General features: G+C 37.2%; 22 protein-coding genes. All 22 read left to right on the top strand.

The window, feature by feature from the left end; genetic code table 11:
* The first annotated feature begins 1 nt into the window (after position 1).
* Positions 2–322 carry a P27 family phage terminase small subunit gene (locus G8O30_RS09155; RefSeq protein WP_239671786.1) on the top strand — a complete coding sequence of 107 codons (321 nt, stop codon included), beginning with the start codon at positions 2–4 and terminating at the stop codon, positions 320–322.
* Complete coding sequence (locus tag G8O30_RS09150) at positions 319–2,004, top strand: terminase TerL endonuclease subunit (protein WP_239671785.1); 1,686 nt, start codon at positions 319–321, stop codon at positions 2,002–2,004. The genes G8O30_RS09155 and G8O30_RS09150 overlap by 4 nt, the downstream gene beginning before the upstream one ends.
* 21 nt (positions 2,005–2,025) lie before the next feature.
* Entirely contained in the window at positions 2,026–3,162 is a 1,137-nt protein-coding gene (locus G8O30_RS09145; RefSeq protein ID WP_239671784.1) for a phage portal protein, read from the top strand.
* The gene (locus G8O30_RS09140) at positions 3,163–3,957 is read left to right on the top strand and encodes a head maturation protease, ClpP-related (RefSeq protein WP_239671783.1); all 795 of its coding nucleotides are present in this window, start codon (positions 3,163–3,165) and stop codon (positions 3,955–3,957) included.
* Between the two features lie 6 nt (positions 3,958–3,963).
* A complete protein-coding gene (locus G8O30_RS09135) occupies positions 3,964–5,124 on the top strand; it encodes a phage major capsid protein (protein ID WP_239671782.1) in 1,161 nt (386 codons plus the stop codon).
* Between the two features lie 34 nt (positions 5,125–5,158).
* A complete protein-coding gene (locus tag G8O30_RS09130) occupies positions 5,159–5,344 on the top strand; it encodes a termination factor Rho (protein WP_239671781.1) in 186 nt (61 codons plus the stop codon).
* Positions 5,341–5,625, top strand: coding sequence for a hypothetical protein (locus G8O30_RS09125; RefSeq protein WP_239671780.1), 285 nt, complete (start codon positions 5,341–5,343; stop codon positions 5,623–5,625). The genes G8O30_RS09130 and G8O30_RS09125 overlap by 4 nt, the downstream gene beginning before the upstream one ends.
* A complete protein-coding gene (locus G8O30_RS09120; protein WP_239671779.1) occupies positions 5,612–5,971 on the top strand; it encodes a phage head closure protein in 360 nt (119 codons plus the stop codon). Before G8O30_RS09125 ends, G8O30_RS09120 begins: the two co-directional genes overlap by 14 nt.
* Entirely contained in the window at positions 5,964–6,317 is a 354-nt protein-coding gene (locus tag G8O30_RS09115; protein WP_239671778.1) for an HK97 gp10 family phage protein, read from the top strand. Before G8O30_RS09120 ends, G8O30_RS09115 begins: the two co-directional genes overlap by 8 nt.
* Positions 6,314–6,631 (top strand): hypothetical protein, encoded by a 318-nt coding sequence (locus tag G8O30_RS09110; RefSeq protein WP_239671777.1) that lies wholly within the window; start codon positions 6,314–6,316, stop codon positions 6,629–6,631. Before G8O30_RS09115 ends, G8O30_RS09110 begins: the two co-directional genes overlap by 4 nt.
* Positions 6,628–7,188 carry a major tail protein gene (locus G8O30_RS09105; protein WP_239671776.1) on the top strand — a complete coding sequence of 187 codons (561 nt, stop codon included), beginning with the start codon at positions 6,628–6,630 and terminating at the stop codon, positions 7,186–7,188. Before G8O30_RS09110 ends, G8O30_RS09105 begins: the two co-directional genes overlap by 4 nt.
* Before the next feature lie 3 nt (positions 7,189–7,191).
* Positions 7,192–7,581, top strand: a complete 390-nt coding sequence (locus G8O30_RS09100; protein WP_239671775.1) for a hypothetical protein — start codon at positions 7,192–7,194, stop codon at positions 7,579–7,581.
* A 210-nt stretch (positions 7,582–7,791) separates the two neighbouring features.
* Entirely contained in the window at positions 7,792–11,127 is a 3,336-nt protein-coding gene (locus G8O30_RS09095; protein ID WP_239671774.1) for a phage tail tape measure protein, read from the top strand.
* A 2-nt stretch (positions 11,128–11,129) separates the two neighbouring features.
* A complete protein-coding gene (locus tag G8O30_RS09090) occupies positions 11,130–11,987 on the top strand; it encodes a phage tail family protein (protein WP_239671773.1) in 858 nt (285 codons plus the stop codon).
* A gap of 10 nt (positions 11,988–11,997) precedes the next feature.
* A complete protein-coding gene (locus G8O30_RS09085; protein WP_239671772.1) occupies positions 11,998–12,942 on the top strand; it encodes a hypothetical protein in 945 nt (314 codons plus the stop codon).
* A 2-nt stretch (positions 12,943–12,944) separates the two neighbouring features.
* Complete coding sequence (locus G8O30_RS09080; protein WP_239671771.1) at positions 12,945–14,321, top strand: hypothetical protein; 1,377 nt, start codon at positions 12,945–12,947, stop codon at positions 14,319–14,321.
* Between the two features lie 16 nt (positions 14,322–14,337).
* Positions 14,338–14,649, top strand: coding sequence for a hypothetical protein (locus tag G8O30_RS09075; RefSeq protein WP_239671770.1), 312 nt, complete (start codon positions 14,338–14,340; stop codon positions 14,647–14,649).
* Positions 14,649–14,786 carry a hypothetical protein gene (locus G8O30_RS09070; RefSeq protein ID WP_239671769.1) on the top strand — a complete coding sequence of 46 codons (138 nt, stop codon included), beginning with the start codon at positions 14,649–14,651 and terminating at the stop codon, positions 14,784–14,786. The genes G8O30_RS09075 and G8O30_RS09070 overlap by 1 nt, the downstream gene beginning before the upstream one ends.
* 90 nt (positions 14,787–14,876) lie before the next feature.
* The gene (locus tag G8O30_RS09065) at positions 14,877–15,206 is read left to right on the top strand and encodes a hypothetical protein (RefSeq protein WP_239671768.1); all 330 of its coding nucleotides are present in this window, start codon (positions 14,877–14,879) and stop codon (positions 15,204–15,206) included.
* Between the two features lie 59 nt (positions 15,207–15,265).
* On the top strand, positions 15,266–15,691 hold the full coding sequence (locus tag G8O30_RS09060) for a hypothetical protein (RefSeq protein WP_239671767.1): 426 nt from the start codon (positions 15,266–15,268) through the stop codon (positions 15,689–15,691).
* Positions 15,692–16,291: 600 nt separating this feature from the next.
* Positions 16,292–17,284, top strand: a complete 993-nt coding sequence (locus G8O30_RS09055; protein ID WP_239671766.1) for a HipA family kinase — start codon at positions 16,292–16,294, stop codon at positions 17,282–17,284.
* Positions 17,251–18,135 (top strand): DUF3037 domain-containing protein, encoded by an 885-nt coding sequence (locus G8O30_RS09050; RefSeq protein WP_239671765.1) that lies wholly within the window; start codon positions 17,251–17,253, stop codon positions 18,133–18,135. The genes G8O30_RS09055 and G8O30_RS09050 overlap by 34 nt, the downstream gene beginning before the upstream one ends.
* Positions 18,136–18,198 lie beyond the last annotated feature (63 nt).

Below are 18,198 nucleotides of genomic sequence, written 5' to 3'. Positions count from 1 at the left end.
GATGGCAGTCAGCATGCCAGTACTAAAAAAGCAGTTACTTGAAAGAATTGATACAAGCGATATGGTCCAGGTAGAAAAAGTGGAACGGTATATTGATCTTGTGAAGTCCTTTAGAAAGATTACCAAGATTGTAAGCAGCGAAGGTGAATCAATCACCACGGAAAATGGTGCACAGAAATTCACTAAGGCCCACCCTCTGATTAGTGAGCGTAATAAATTGAATGCCCAGATCATCGCACTAGGAAAAGATATAGAAGTGCATGTTGAAAGGAAAGCGAACAACCTAGATCAAGGTGGGTATAGCGATAGTGATTTAATATGATTCAACAGAAGTATGTGGACGAATACATTCGTCTATATGAACAAGGGAAAATAAAACTGAATAAAGAACGAATCCTCTTAGTGGAATACATCCAACGAGATGTGCTCACTAGAGACGATTTGTATTTTGATGACGAAATGATTGAGAACTGTATCAAGTTTGGAGAACGATGGTATTTCCCACTAACCATCTTCCAACGGTTCTTGATTGCTTTCGTTTTTTTGTTTTTCAAAGAAAATGGCCGTGTATTTTATCGTAAGCATTTATGGATGTTTGGCCGTGGCGGTGGGAAAAACGGTCTTATTTCAGTGGTCACACATTTTTTAATTAGTCAGCTGCATGGAATCCAAGATTACAACATATCAATTGTTGCTAACAGTGAAGAACAGGCAAAAACTTCTCCAGATGAAGTGCATAAAACCATCAAGAGAAATCCAATATTGCAGAAGGCTTTTAAAACCACCCTGACGCAAACTGTCTCGAAAGTAACGGGAAGTATATTAAAGTTTCGAACGTCAAATGGAGAAACGAAAGATGGTTTGCGAGATGGGGCAGTTGTATTTGATGAGATACATCAATATGAAAGTAACAAAGATGTACGGGTTCATATATCTGGTTTAGGTAAAAAGAAAAATCCACGTGAGTTTTATATTGGAACGGATGGATATGTTCGTGATGGTTTTCTAGATAAGTTAAAAGAAAAAGCATTGAAAGTTGTTCAAGGTGAAGCGAGAGTAAATGCTTTATTCCCTTTTATCTGCAAGTTAGATGATGAAAGAGAAGTAGATAATTTTCACAACTGGGAAAAAGCTAATCCGATGCTATGTCACCCTCTTAGTGAGTATGCTCAAGGGTTGTTGGAAACCATCAAAGAAGAATATGAGGACTTAGAAGACGATCCGACCAACCGTGAAGAGTTTATGACCAAACGTATGAACCTGCCGGTAACAGACCTCGAGCGTTCCGTTGCTAAGTGGGAAGAAATCGAGGCAACGAATCAACAGATGCCAGAACTACTTTACCGTGAATGTATCGGTTGTTTGGACTATGCCAGTATTCGTGACTTTGCTGCATGCGGTCTTTTATTCAAAGATCAAGGTAAATATCCTTTTATTACGCATTCATTTGCTAGGAAACAATTTGTAGACCGAATATACAGCTACTCCAAGAAACATGATGCAGAAATGGCAGGTAAAAAGAAATTTGCTCCAATCAAAGAATGGGAACAACAAGAATTGCTAACGGTTCTAGAAGGAGAAACAATTGATCCTCATAAGATAGTGGCTTGGTTCGTAGAGAAACGGAAGTACTATTACATTAAGAAAATTGTAGGTGATAACTTCCGAATGGAGATCCTCAAACCTCTTTTTGAAGCAGAAGGGTTCGAGGTAGAAGTGATACGGAATCCAAGAGCAATTCATAGCTTAATGGCCCCTAGAATTGAAATCGGTTTTGCAAACAATCAATTTATCTTTGGAGATAATCCATTGATGCGGTGGTACACAAACAACGTTCTAGTCTTAGTTAAGAAGGATGGAAATAAAGAGTATCAGAAGAAGGAACCAATTCGTCGAAAAACAGATGGATTCCAAGCATTTGTATGTGGGCTTTATAAGATAGATGAAATAAGTGATGCATCAATAGATGATTCTCTAGATATGTTAGAAGCTATTGATTTCTAGTGAAGGAGGTGAACGGATGTAATGGGGTTACTAGATAGTGTTTTAAGACGGAATAGCGAATTAGAATGGATGTTTGATCTTGATATCGTGATGGAATCTACACATCGCGCATATCTAAAACGGATTGCATTAGAGACGTGCATTAACTTTATTGCAAGGAGTATAAGTATGTCGGAGTTTCGAGTACTGAAAGATGGAAAACGGCAGCTAAACGACTGGCACTACTTACTAAATATACGGCCAAACACAGACATGTCTGCTACTGACTTTTGGCAAAAGGTAATACATGAGCTTATCTATGAGAATGAAGTGCTGATAGTTCTATCAGACAATAATGATCTTCTAATTGCAGATAGTTTTACTAGAAATAACTTCGCCGTATATGAGGACGTATTTACGGATGTTTTAGTAAATGACTATACGTTTAAGAGGTCTTTTCGAATGAATGAGGTTCTTTACATGACCTATAACAATGAAAAGCTCACGAGTTTTCTTAGTGGGATGTTTGATGACTATGCGGAATTGTTTAGTAGGATGATGGAAAATAGTTTAAGAGCAAACCAGATACGAGGAACGGTTAGTATTGATGCCACACAGAACTTAGGGGCTGAAACACAAACTAGGCTTCAAAACTTTATTAACAAACTGTTTAAAGCGTTTAAAAGTAATTCTGTTGCTATTGTTCCTAAATTAAAGGGATTTGAATATGACGAGGTAGCAAACGGATCGGATAATGGTAAGTCTGTAGAAGAATTAAGCACATTAAAACGTTCGCTCATCAATGATGTTGCGGACATTTTAGGGATTCCTTATGCTTTAATTCATGGAGAGTTAGCAGAATATGAGACGAGTATTAAGGCATATGTTAGATTCTGCAACAGTCCGTTAGTGAAGAAAATTCAAGATGAGTTAAACGCAAAGTTGTTTACTAGAGAAGAATACCTTTCTGGACATAAAGTTGAAGTGTTTGGTTTAACGACGAAGGACTTAGTTGATCATGCAGAGGCAGTAGACAAGCTAGTTGCTTCCGGAGCTTTTACACGAAACGAAGTTAGGGAGCTATTTGGCAAAGAACGTTCGGAAAATCCGGAGTTAGACCGTTTCGTCATTACAAAGAACTATCAATCTGCTGATTCTGTTGAAGGAGGTGAAAAATAATTGCGTAACCTAACAAAAGAAGATTTCTATAGGATGTTTAAAAATCAGTCCTATGTGAACCAGTTGCAAGAGATCCCGCAAAAGTTTAATGTAGCTCACAATGAAGAAACTAAAATTACAGAGATAACTATCTACGGTATCATTGGGAACTCTTATTGGGGTGATAGTTTTTCCGCTAATGACATTGATCGTGCGCTTAAGGAAGCTAACGGAAATAATCTTGAGGTACATATCAATAGTCCTGGTGGAGATGCATTCATGGGAATTGCCATTTATAATCGCTTAAAGCGATACCCTGGTAATGTAAAGGTGTATGTTGACGGTTGGGCTTGTTCTGCTGCATCAATTATTGCAATGGCTGCCGATGATTTAGTTATGGGTATGGGATCTATGTTGATGATACATGAAGCTAGTAACATTGTATGGGGAACTAAAACTGCTATGAGGAAAGAAGCAGAGATACTGGATGAATTAGAAGAAGGTATTATTGATATTTACATGACAAAAGCAACAGTTAGTCGAGAAGAAATTCGTACCAAGGTGGATGCGGAAACGTGGTTTAGTGCCAAGAGTGCTCTGGAAATTGGTTTTGCTACGCAATCCGAAAGTGTAGAGGAAAGTAACGAAGAATCACCTTCTAATAATGCATTAGATGGAAGTCAAAAACGTCAGATTATGAATGAGCTTAGAGCTACTTTAACTAATAAAGAGACATTAAAAGAACCTATTCCGGTAGAAGACTATCCTTCAACTAATGGAAAAGGTTCTTTTAATATGCTTAAAAAATGGAGGTAAGAATATATGCCAATTAAATTAAATAATGGTATGCAAAACTTTACGGAAAAGAAAAAAGCTTATATGAGCACTATGAAAGATGAAAATGCAACTGCAGAACAGATAGAAGCTGCTTTTGATGAAATGTTTAGTGCATTACAAACCGATCTAACAGAACAGGTTTCTAATGAAGCAAGAAATGAAGTACATGATGCACAGATTCTAGCTGCGCGTGGACAAAATGTATTAACCTCTACAGAACGTAAATTCTTTAATGAGGTCATTGCGAGTGGTGGGTTCGCAGAAGATACTATTCTTCCAGTTACCACTCAAGAGCGTGTTTTTGAGGACCTAGTGTCTGAGCATCCATTATTATCTGTCATTGGTCTTCGAGACTTAGGAGCAATAACCCGTTACATTTACTCCGATGGGAATAAAGCATATGCATGGGGCGCACTATTTGGTGAAATTAAAGGTCAAGTATCTGCAGCATTTCGTGAAGAGCAAATTGGTCAATTAAAACTAACGGCATTCGCTGTTATTCCTAAAGATATGTTGGTATTAGGTCCTGAGTATGTCGAGCGCTATGTTCGAACTCTATTAGTAGAATCCTATTCTATAGGTTTAGAATACGGTTTAGTAAATGGCCGTGGACCTGCTAATAATGAACCGATTGGCTTAATGAAAGATGTGAATGCAGAAACTGGTGCTGTTACAACCAAGACTTCTTCTGGAACCTTAACATTTGCACCATCGGCTAGAGGAGAAGTTGTAGCAAAGGAACTTGGTGGAGTAATTGTTGCATTATCCAAAGATGCCAAAGATAAAGCAAGAAAAGTAGCGAACAAAGTAATGATGGTTGTGAATCCGATTGATGCTATTAAAGTTCAAATTGGGAATACCATTCAAACCCCGAACGGTCAGTGGGTGACGACGTTGCCTTACAATATTACATCAGTAGAGTCTGAGGAAGTTCCAGAGGGTAAAGCATTATTCTTTGTACGTGATACTTACTTAGCAGCCATTGCTGGAGGTTACAAGATTAACAAATTTGATGAGACTCTAGCGATTGAAGATGCTCGTTTATATACGATGAAACAATTCGCTAATGGTAAACCGAAAGACAACAAGACGGCCCTAGTCTATGACTTAAACATCGACTTTCAACCAACAGTAGAAACTCCTTAATAAAGGGGTTTCTTTCTTCTAAGGAGGAATGACAATGTATAAAGTAACACGTCGATTTAAAGATGTTAAACATGATAACCACGTCTATGAAATTGGGGATGTCTACCCAATGCAAGGAAAGAAAGCTACTAAAACGAGATTAGAAGAATTAGCAACGACGAAGAATAAATACGAAAAGGTTTTTATTGAGGCAACAGAAGCTAAGGATGACGAAACATGATTACACCAGAAATTCTTACAGCGTTTAAAGAACGTATGCATCTTGGGGATGATGAAGACGATAATCTCTTAAGGATCCTAAATGCTTCTCATGAAGACCTACAAAAACGTTGTGGTAACTATAGTATGGAACAAAGTGATTCATTCAAAGAGCTAGTCTTTGAGAGGGCGAGATACGCTTATAACGATGCACTCGAGTACTTTTACTTCAACTTCTTAACGCAAATGAATAATCTCAGTTTAGATTCAGCTCTAAAGGACCCATTGTATGAAGAAGAATAGTTATAACCCCAAACAGAATACTGGTTCATTTAGAAACAGAATTACTATCTTATCTGCAGAGTCCATTATGGATAATTTAGGTCAAATTCGTAGTATTAGTTGGACGGAGTATAAACGTGCTTGGGCAATGATTAAGACTGTAAAAGGTTCTGAGTACATTAGTGCGGGAGCAAATCGCAGGGAAGTAATCTATCGATTTATTGTCCCATATACAGCTGGTATTACAAATGAAATGAGAATTAAGTATCAAAATAGGTACTTTGATGTTATTGAGCCACCAATAAATGATGATGAGTTAGGTAAAACGCTAACTATCTTAACTAGGGAGGTTTTACCTCATGGTTAAAGATTTTACTAAAGAACTTTTACTAGAAATTCAACACTACACAGACGAAGTAAGGGAATCTGTAGAGGTAGCAAAAGAAGAAGAAACGAATGAAGCTGTCAAACTACTAAGAGGAGCGCCAAGTCCTAAATTAACTGGTGATTATCAAAGAGGTTGGGGAAGAAAAAAAGTTGGAAAAAGCATCATTGTCCATAACCGTACTAACTATCAACTTACTCATTTATTAGAATATGGCCACCAAAATACGGACGGTACACGAACAGCACCGGTACCACATATCCGTCCAGTTGAAGAAAAAGTAATTCAATCGTTTGTAGAAAAAGTAGAGAGAGCGATAAAAGGATGAGTTTAGGTGAACTAAAAAAGATTTTAGAAAAAACGACATATCCAGTAGCCTATCGTAATTTCACAAGTGTTCCCGAACCTCCATATATCTGTTTTCTAGTAGCATTCTCTCCCAACTTTTACGCTGATAACACCACATATCAAGAGTTTGATAGTGTTCAAATAGAGTTATATACAAAGTTTAAAGATGAAGTAGCAGAGCAGAAAGTGAAAGAAGTGTTAAACGCTGCTATGCTTCCTTTTGATAAAAGCGAAACATTCATTGAGCCACTAAACCTATACCAAATTCTTTACGAAGTGAGGTTAATCAAATGACAAACAAAGTTACTTACGGTTTATCAGGAGTTCATTTTGCTCCCATTACAGAAACAAACGGAACATACACATATGATACACCCGTTCCTATTCCTGGTGGTGTTTCATTGACAATTAATCCAGTAGGAGAACGTTCAGAGTTTTTTGCGGACAACATTGCCTATCACATTGAAGAAACAAACAATGGTTATGATGGAGAGTTAAATGTTGCTGCTATTCCGGATGTCTTTAAGACAGATGTTTTAGGTGAAACATTAACAGACGGCGTGATGTATGAAAAAGCAGGGCAAAAAGGGAAGAAATTCGCGTTGTTGTTTCAATTTGAAGGTGACAAAACAGGAAAACGTCATGTTCTATATAGTTGTACTGCTGCGCGTCCGACAGTGGGAAGCACAACAAAAACGACAACAACCGAAGTACAAACCACTACATTAACGTTCTCTGCACGTCCAAGACCAAGTGATAACATGGTAAAAGCGAATACGACAGCAGACGTTTCACCTACGGTTTATGATACATGGTTTACAGAGGTCCACGAGCCTACTCCGGTGGTGTAATAGATGGAAAAGACACTCATTATAGATGGTCGGCCAGTGCGGTTTAAGTGCGCTGGTTCGACTCCTGTTATTTATAAATCGCAATTCGGTAGAGAATTTTTTGTAGAAACAATAGAGGTCAACAAACAACTAGTCTTATATGCTGGACTTCAAACAGAAGAGATTGATAAATTCCCGTTACACGATTTACAAAAGATAGATTTCGATGTTTTTTATCGGATGATATGGACGTTGGCCAAAACAGCCGATAAAGGGATTCCAGATCCATTACTATGGTTAGACTCATTTGAAGACTTTCCAATTTTAGATACAATCCTGGAACTAGCTGAATTAATTACTGCTGCATTAACATCAAAAAAAAACTCCAAAATGAAGATACCATTGAACCAGTAGACAAAAACCAGACACCTATGACATCTGATGAGTTCCTGGTTCTTTGTTATAAGTGCAAATTAACATACATGGATTTACAAGTAATGACACCGGGTATGTGCTTAGACTATCTTACTCAATACCTGGACAAAGGCGAGAAAAGAGAAGAACCTACTACTCGTAAAGCCACACAACAAGACTTTGATAACTTCTAATAAGTGAGGTGAGAAAATGTCAAAGCGTATCAAAGGTATAACAATAGAAATCGGCTCGGACACCGTAGGGCTTCAAAAAGCATTATCGGATGTAAATAAAAAGAGTACTGCGTTACGTACAGAATTAACGGATGTCGAGCGGCTGCTTAAGTTTAATCCAGGTAATGTAGAAGCACTCGCTCAAAAACAAAAGCTTCTAACAGAACAGGTAGGGGCAACAACAGAAAAGCTCAATCAACTAAAAGAAGCAGAGAAACAAGTGCAAGATCAGTTCGAAAAAGGAAAAATTACCGAAGAACAGTATCGGAATTTCCGTCGAGAAATTGAGTTTACAGAAGGCTCTTTAAACAGCCTCAACAACAAGATTAAGAACATGAAAGAAGAACAACAGAACGCAGAAGCAGCCACTAAGACATTAGGTAATTTGTTGCGTGCTACAGGCACAGATGCGGAAGGTCTAGCAAAAGTGGTTGGAGATAGGATTGCTACAGCCTTTAAAAATGGGACAGCTTCGACTAAAGACTTGGAACGTGCCATTGATCTAATGGCAAAAGAAGCGTTGGGTGCCGATTTGGACCTAGAGAAGCTAAAAAAGTCTCTGAGTTCCTTAGATATCGGAAGTTCGATTAAGAAGGTAGAAAAGGAATTAAAAGGACTAGCGAAAGAAGCTAAGAACGCAGAACAAGAGGTCTTTGACTTAAAAGTGGGTATAGAAAATGTTGCCGGCGCCTTGGTAGCTGGTGGAGGAATTGCTGGTACCATTAGCCAAGCATTAGACATTTCTACATTAGAAAGAAAGATTGATATCTCTTTTGAAGTCCCTGAAGCATCCAAAAACTCCATTAAACAAGCCGTTCGAGATATGGAGGCTTACGGTGTAGATGCAGAATCTGCTTTGGAAGGAGTCAGAAGGCAGTGGGCATTAAATAAAGATGCCTCGGATGATGCCAACAGATCAGTTGTAAACGGGGCTTCTATTATCGCATCGAACTATGCAGGTATAGACTTTACAGAGCTTATTCAAGAGACAAACGAAATTTCTAACTCATTAAAGATATCTAACGAGGAATCTCTTGGACTAGTAAACTCTCTTTTAAAGATGGGTTTTCCTCCAGAACAGTTAGATATCATCGCGGAATATGGGACTCAACTTGAAATGGCTGGGTACAATGCAGAAGAAATTCAGTCACTGTTTGCTGCTGGTGTTGAAACAGGAACTTGGAACATTGATAACTTGCTGGATGGACTAAAAGAAGGACGTATTCGGATGGCAGAGTTTGGCGATGAAGTGCCAAAAACAACGGCCAACCTTTTAAAGAATACGAATATATCTGAACAACAACTGATGAAGTGGGGAAAATCAGTCGCAAAAGGTGGTAAAGAAGGCTCCAAAGCCATGGAAGAAGTATCAAAAGCTCTACTAGGAGTAGAAGATGAAACAACTAAAAACCTTTTAGGTGTACAGATATTCGGAACCATGTGGGAAGACCAAGGAGAAAACATTCTGGACACTGTGTTAGGAGCAAGTGAACAACTATCCAACCTAAAAGACAATCAAGATTCCCTGAATGATTCGGTCACAAGAATGGATGCAGATCCACTCGTACAACTGAAACAAGCTGGAGCAGATGTCAAGGAAGCGTTAGAACCCTTACTAGGGGTTATCGCAGAATCAGCTGGTGCTATTGGAGAGTGGGCGAAAGAAAATCCTAAACTCGCTTCAACCATAACCGCCATTGCAGTTGCGATAGGTGTTCTAATAGGTGCAGCCGCAGCTATAGCCCCTATTGTTACCGCAGTCGCAGCAATGGGTGGAGCAACTGCCGCAGCTGGTGCCGTACTCGCAGCACTTACAGGACCAGTAGGAATTGCCATTGCAGCAGTAGCAGCTTTGGGATTCGCAGCGTATAAGACATCAGAAGAGTTAAAGAAACCAGCTCTAGAAATCGAAGGGTTTGGCGATAAGGTGTCCGAGGAAACACAGAAAGCTGTTGGCAGTTACTTAGACCTTAATGACCAAGCAACAGTGGCCATAAACCAGTTAGCGTGGAGTCAACAAACAGTGACAGAAGAAATGGCAAATAACCTCACTGCTATCTACGGCGAAATGGGCGATGCTATCCTTTCTGAAATGAAAGCAGATCATGAAGCACAACTTGCGGAAACGTCTAATTTCTTTAGTCGTACAAGCTCACTCACAGAGGAAGAAGAGGCCAAGATCCTAGCAAACCTCCAAGCCAACCAAGAGGAACAACAAGCAAAGGTAACAGAAGGGCAATCGAGGATATCGGAAATTCTGACAACTTCCAAAGATGAAAAAAGAGCCATCACCGAAGCCGAACAAATGGAGATAGCTGCTATCCAAGAGGAAATGAAAGTAACTGCAGTAAGAGTTATGTCTGAAAGCGAAGCCGAACAAGAAGCGATCTTAGAGAACCTAAAAACCAACGCAACAGAGATTACCGCACAACAAGCTGCAGAAGTCGTCCAGAATGCCACAAAGCAAAAAGATGATGTCGTAAAAGAAGCAGAAGATCAATACAACAATGCTATTGCGGAAATCGTTCGAATGCGTGACGAATCAGGTGTTATCTCAGAAGAACAAGCGAAGAAATTAATTGAAGAAGCAAAGAAACAACGAGATGGTGTCATTGATGGGGCAGAAGCAACCCATCAGAAAGTGGTGGAAGAAGCTAAAGCACAGGCTGGTGAACACGTCAGTCAAGTGGACTGGGAAACTGGGCAAGTAAAAAGTAAATGGCAAGTCATGAAAGAAGATGTCGGACAAAAAATGAGTGATATGGGGGACGATATCTCCGATAAGTGGGATCGTGCATTGTTTATCACGAAAATCATAGGTAAAGAAATTAAAGAAGAAGGTATTCAAAAGTTTGTAGAGCTACGAGATGGCATCAAGGAAAAAATCGAATCTGCACGTGATACCATTTCTACTGTACTAGCTGAAATCAAAGGATTCTTTACCAATCTAGTATTGAAAATACCTACGCCAGAATTACCGAAACTCCCTAAATTCAACCTAGAAACTTCCTCTACAGAAGTATTAGGAAAAACAATTACTTATCCTACTGGTTTTGGTGTGGAATGGTACAAGAAAGGTGGCGTATTTACGAAGCCTATTGTATTTGGAAATGCTGGATTTGGAGATGTTAACGAAGCCATTGTGCCATTTGAAGGACCACATGCAGATCGCATAGCGACACTAATTGCAGACCGAATGCCACGAAGCCAAGAAAACACACAAAACTTCCACTTTTACCAACATGAAATTAGTCCTTCCGAAGTGGCTCGCAAAAATAAACAAGCACTTCGTGAACTCGGGATGGGGTTATAATCGTGCAACAAATTACGTTTCATAATAACTTAGGCAAAAGTATTGTCTTATCAAATCATGCACCTTTTATGTTGAATAAGGTTGAAGGATTAGGCGATGTAGGTGTTTCCATCAACAGTAGTAAGTCACCCTATCAAGATGGTACAACCTACATAGATAATACCTTAGAGCCACGAATGATCACTATGGAAGTAACTATTCTTGGCGAAACACCAACAGATATGCAGCGGAACAGAGCTTTGTTAAGCTCTATTCTTAATCCTAAACTCGGCCCTGGTGTCTTGCGATATGAAAACGATTTGACCGTAAGCGAAATTCGCTGTGTCCTCGAGTCCGTTCCGAAGTTCCCTAGCGGTATGGATTCAAGAGGCATGAATTTTCAACGTTCTTTATTGACGTTCTACTGCAATAGTCCTTTTTGGAAGTCATTAGTGGTCGAGGAAGAACCTACATTCGAGGCTCTTTTTCAATTTCCTTTTGAAGATGAATTTGAAATGGGAATGCAACGCGATCGTCGAGTTATCCACAATGATGGAGATGCACCTTGTCCTATACAAGTAGAATTTCATGGTCCAGCAGTTAATCCAATTATCACGAACACCACAACCGGAGAATTTATTCGAGTTAATCAAACACTAGGTGAAGATGAGTACATGTTGATTGATACTAGCGATGAAGAAAAGTCTGTAGTATTTATCGACGGTCAAAACAACCAACGGAACGTATTCAATTGGATTGATTTACGCAGTGATTTCTTCAAGTTACAGTTAGGAGAAAATATCATTGAATACTCTGCAGATAGCGATATACAAGGGGCTATCGTCAATATACGTTACCAAAAACAATTCAACTCAGTATAGGAGGTATAACATGGCCGAGCGTTATTTATTTTTTAATTCAGCGCCAGGAGATATTCGGAAGTATCAAGCTAACGACTTCGCCACCTATTTTTCAACATTTATGACATCTGGCATCGTTACTACGTCAACACTAGGCGATTTACTCCGTGTCCGTTGTGAAGGGGACGACTTACGAACATATGTATGTGCCGGCAGCGCAATACTAGGAGGTCATTTTTATCAGAATACTAGTGACCTATACTTAGAACATGCCATACCAGAAGCAACGATGGACCGTATTGATCGAATCGTTTTACGGTTAGATAAACGTAATCAAAGTAGGTTTATCAAGTTATTCGTCAAGCAAGGAACAGCAGCAGCAAATCCATTTGCACCTGTCCTTCAACGTGACGAGTTTATTTACGAAGTATCTCTGGCACGAATTTTAGTTAGAGCCAACACTTCTACTCTTCGCACAGTAGATCTGTTAGATGAACGCTTGGATGAGTTACTATGTGGAATTGTTCAACTAAATATGAAACTACCAACCAGCCAATTCCAAGAACAATGGGATGCTTTTATGGCCGAAGTACAGGACGATGGTTTTGCAACTCCTAGTTATGTAGACAATGCGATTGTGTCGCATTCGGCGAATGATGTGCTTCATATTACAGCACAGGAAAGGTCATCATGGAATGCGAAAGAAACACCTTTCGGTGCACAGTTAAAAGTCGAACATGACTCTTTTAAAACTGTCAAAACGTCAAAGGATTCTAATGGTATTTACACAACAATCGAGCATCGGAGAAATTCGGATAACACACTTATTAGACGCTCCGTATTAAGTGGGGGAACTAGTCCTGCGTACACTACAAGAACCGTAACGTTTTATGGAGTAGATGGGGTTACACTTTTAAGAACGGATGTCTATACGCTGACCTATGACTCTGATGGCGAATTAGTAAGTGAGGTGTAGAGATGATTGATATCAGAGATCATGGTGGTAATTATGCAGGAAAAAAAGGTTTAACTATTGAAGGTGTTTTTGAAGAAAGGGCAAAGTGTCATACTAGTGTTAAAAAAAATAACATATATTCTATCAATAGATATAATTACGTAAATGATTATAAACAATATTTATCAGGTCACGGTTGGATAGCAGGAAGTTCTGCTATGACGTGTCCAGATTTATTTAGCTTGGGTAACGATATTTATTTAGTGGTTTCTGGAAACAACAAAAGTGAGATATATGCAATGTTTTTTAAATTAACAGGAAACATAATGAGTTTTATAAGAGAATTCAAAATAGCTGATGGTCTTGTTAATTACGGATTCTCAAAAATCACTAAAGATAAGAAAAAGCTGATTATAACTTATAGGGATTTAGTAAACTACGATGGTACAGTTATATGTTGTGCTATAAACGAAGACCAAACACTAACTATAGGGCAATCGAAAATGCTTGTGGACAGTGGGACAAATGCTTCTGTTTTACAAATATCGGAGATGCTAGACGATAATTGTGGAATTTTAGTATCCAGAATAAATGGTAGTAATCATACATTCGCTACGCTGTTTAGTTTAAACGGGAACAATATTAACGCGCACAACAGTTTACAGGTATCTTCAAATGCTGGTGGTAACGGTTTAACTATGAACGCTGTTGATAGTAACACAGCTATTATAACTACTAGAAAAAATAACGACGCATCAATGGTCTATTACTATATGCTTAGACGAACTGGTTCTACACTTTATAAATCTGTAGAATACGCAACTTCAAATCAATCAATATATCCAGTTGGTCAAATTTCAGACTTATCAATATCTTCACAAGACGAAGTTTATTATTATGTAAATTTACTAACTGCTGGTGCAACATACTCTAGTAGCTGGAAATTTAGAATCCCTAAGGATAATACTAATTTATCATTTAGTTTACTCAGCGTAACTAATTATCCAAACGAAGTATCGGGGCTTAGCACTATATCGTTTATAGATAATCACAGAAACGGAGTTTCTTGTCGACGAGATACTGCAGCGACAAGTATAGCGAGACTAAGAATGTGGAACTCAGAATATGCAAGTGGATATAACGAAGTTAGCGCCTCTTTAATGTACAACATGTCTAATGATATGTGCATGTGTAAAGATGTTATTTCTGGAGATACAAAGAAATTTTTATTATTTACATTTGCATCATTCCCTACATTTATAATTTTTGAAACCGAACATAAGCTAAACATTTATAAACCTGGTCAACTGACTAGTACATCTTATAATGGTGCCTTTTTTTCAGTACCTAAGGAAGATGGCCCAACTAACAGTTGGGTTAAAACTTCAACTTTAATTTAAATTAGGAGGAATAAGAATGAAGCTTATAACTAGAAAGCTTGATGATGTAATTGTGCTAAGTAGTTCTTTAGCAAATATTACTGATAACGGTATTGAAGTCGAGAAAAACTCGTTTATCCAACCAACTCAAGATTACAACATATTTGAGGTTAGTGATGATTTTCAATTCTTAGCTAATAAACAATGCTTTGATGGGATTCATCTAACCGATAACCCTAACTATGTTGAACCACCGTTAAGCAATGAAGAAAAATTAATGCAACTTGAACAAAAACAAACCCTTATGCAGAAAGCTCTAGACGACTTATTACTAGGAGGTATGATGTAATGGGTGCTTATTTAGGACAAAGGATTATCTATGGAGCCTTCACTTACGAATATGTTATTGAACGTAGACCAGACTTAAAAAACTCCATTGATGTTTACCTAATTGAAAAAGAAAGACAAGACTTAATGACTGCATAGGAACATTATAGGACACACCCTTCTCCCAAAACGCAGTTGATTAATATCCAATATTATCCTATATTGAATGTTATAGGAGGGGAAGATATTATGTCAGACACACCTAAAGATTGGGTAAATGGTTTAACTCAAGATCATCTTCAGAGAGTAAAAGATATCATAGATGATAGAAACTTTGTTACTGATGAAGATGGTATCCTTTCAAGAGGAATGATTGAAAGAGCTTCTGATGAGTTAATTGAAAGGCTTCATAATGAAGCAGACTGGGATTATCCTTTAGACACTGCTAGTGAATTCGACCCTAGGCATGGACAAGTTGCAGCGGTTTATAGAAAGGATATTTATGAGGATGAGGAAGATTTTAAAGAAAGAGCACTTAGACCTTATATTGAAGAACAAATCAGGAATTTTAGTGAGTAATTAAGAAAATGAAAGGGCTAATAGCTTTTCTTTTTTATGTAAAAAAAGGTGGTCTATACGTGGATACAAATGAATTAAAAGTAATTGTTAACATGATTAAAAATACATTTGAGTCAGAGCTTGAGAACGAACCCACTATATTAATAGGGGCTGATGCACAAAATTACGTAGATTCAATGGAAGAGTTATATTTAAGTAAAGGTGTTTCTTTAAAGAAACAGTTTAAATGTAGTAACGGAATGTATCTATGGTGGTTCAATGATAATACAATTATTTTAAAACAAAACTTTAGAGTTAAAACTTTAGCTCACGAACTAAGACATGCTTGGCAATTTGAGAATAATGAGGATGGGGAATTTCGCTTTATAGAGGGTGTGATTGAGAAGAACCCAATCCTATATTACTTTTCAAGCAAAGAACGCGATGCAAGAAAATTTGCGAGAAAGGTTAAGAGTAGAGTAAAAGGTTTGAATATAGGGCATTAATATGTACATTCGGACCATTTTCCGTATAATTGTATATGGAATAACTTTAATAACTGGTTTTTGTGCAATTCAAAATCTCCCAACTGCTACTCTTAATAGTCTAACTTTATTTTTAAGCACGGATGGCTGGTTTATAGGTACAGCTTATGCTGGACTTCTATCAGCTTGTATCAGTAATGTATTAAACAAAATAGAAATGAAGTTGGAGATGATTTATAATATGACAAACTATAGTGTGGTTTTAGTTGCCTTGGCGCTTTGCGGGGAGCCTAGAGGCCAGTTTCTATAAGCCAAGCGCATAAGTAAAGGATGCAGCACCATATTAAATTACTTAATAATTTGAGTTATGCTGCATCTTTTCACTAGCAACTACAATATAGCGAAAAAGCAAATCCTTTTAGGGTTTGCTTTTTTGTTGTCATTTAAGGAACATTATGCGACATATATATAAATGGTTTTGGTAGTTCTTTTAGGCTTAAATACAAAATATATTTTATTAACTCAATGCATTTCATCTTAAGCAAGAATAAAATTATTGTTATTTCTCCTTTTAATACTTAAAATTAAGTCATAATTAATTTGTGTAGGAGGAGAAGCCCTTTGGTACAGAAAATATATGTTGATACCGTATTGCGTTATTTAGGACAAGGAGTAACAAAACCTGCTTTAATAATTGGAGATGATTATAGACAATATGTTTTAAAAACGCAAAAAGTTGTTGAGAATGGTAAACAGACAAACTACGATTGTATGTTTATTAATGAGCTTCTGTCATATCAAATTGCTCAACATCTTGATGTACCTATCCCGGAAGCTGCAATTGCCTACTTGGATCAAAGGTTGATTGATAAAGATCCTACTATTAGATTTGTTCATAGATTTTACGAAGGTAACCTTTTTGCCTCTTTAGAATTAAAAGACACAGAAGAAAATTTAGTGGAGAACTATGAAGAAATGAGAGATATGGGGAAGGCATACTTAACTAGAACTTGGAATGCCTTTTTTTCAAATATTGTAAATCAAGAGGATATTTCAAAGATAATTGCTTTTGATGTTCTAACAGCTAACTTTGATCGATACGGAAATACCGGTAACCTTTTAGTTGCAAATGTAGAAGAAGGAAGAAAGATATTTACAATTGATCACGGGCATGCATTTTTTGGGCCAATATGGGATACTGCTAAAATAAATGCATTAAGGGCACCAGTGTCGAATTTACAATATATTGACACTTTTGTTAGTATAGCTCTAAAAAATAATGGAGGATTGGCTGATGGATTTGGTACAGTATTCCGTGCCATAGAACCAAATATAGATTTAAAAGATATACAAAACCACTGTTTTCAAGAGATAGTAACTGTAATTGAGAAAATCTCTGAGGAATTAATTGATGAGTGGATTAGCTTTATTCCAGAAGAATGGTTCAATCCTACTGATAAGATGGCGCAAATAAGCTACTATAAGAATTTTTTACTTAAGCAGAAAATGGTTGTCAAACACATCTTGCAAAGAATGGCAGAAAGAAAAGCCTTTACGAATTATTTAGGAGGTGTATTAGAATGGCAGAGAGAAAAGAATGTTGGTACAGTATAATCAGATATTCAGCAAGTGAACTTGCAGGTGAGACAATTAACGTTGGTGTGTTAATGCATATATTTGATGAAAAAACCAATACAAAATTTTATCTACTTGAAGAGCACTCTCCAAAAATAAGAGCTATCTCAGATTCGAACGTAGATATAAATATCTATAAGTCATTCAAGGATTCGTTAGAGTACTACCTTAATAACTATAGTGACAATTTGTTAGGTAAGGTTGGTGAAATAATTATAGGTTCCCCATTAGAGGAAAACTTCTTGGAAAGACTTTATGAACAATACAAAGAAAAAAAATTATACTTAACAAGACCAATGTTTTCTTTAACTTCTAATCCTGACCTGTTGTTTAATCGTATTTTTGAATCGTATATCGGGAAAAAATACTTGAATAAAAGTGATCATAAGCAAGTTAGTGTTAAGAAATATTTAAGGGATATATTTCAAGAAAAGAAATTGCTTGATAAGAAAGTAGCGCATGATTTTTCCATTACACCGATAAAGGACCTAGATAATATAAAAATTAACATAGATTTCGGGTACAAAAATGGAGTTTGGAATTATATGCAAACTATACCTACTCTTACAGGACCGTCCAAAAACACTGAATGGTTCGCAAAAACAAAGTTTATGTTTGAAAACTTAGAAAAAGATACAAAAGTACATTTTATGTATAGATCATCAGAAATATCTGATGAAAAGGAATTCTATGGTGTATTAGACTACCTAACTAAGTTTGATACTAATAGGATATTAAAATTTGATTTAGAAGAAAAAGGAAAAGTTTTAGAGTTGTGCAGTATTATTGAAAAAGATGCACATGATATCAAGGATTTACTTATCTCATGAAAAACCGACTATTTTTTGTCGGTTTTTTCTATGAGTGATTTTGAAAATCCTATAAAGACTTAT

Origin of the sequence: Mangrovibacillus cuniculi, assembly GCF_015482585.1 — a bacterium.
Lineage (GTDB): Bacteria > Bacillota > Bacilli > Bacillales > R1DC41 > Mangrovibacillus > Mangrovibacillus cuniculi.
Note: the sequence above shows the minus strand (reverse complement) of the source record. Positions and strands in the feature narration are given on the sequence as shown.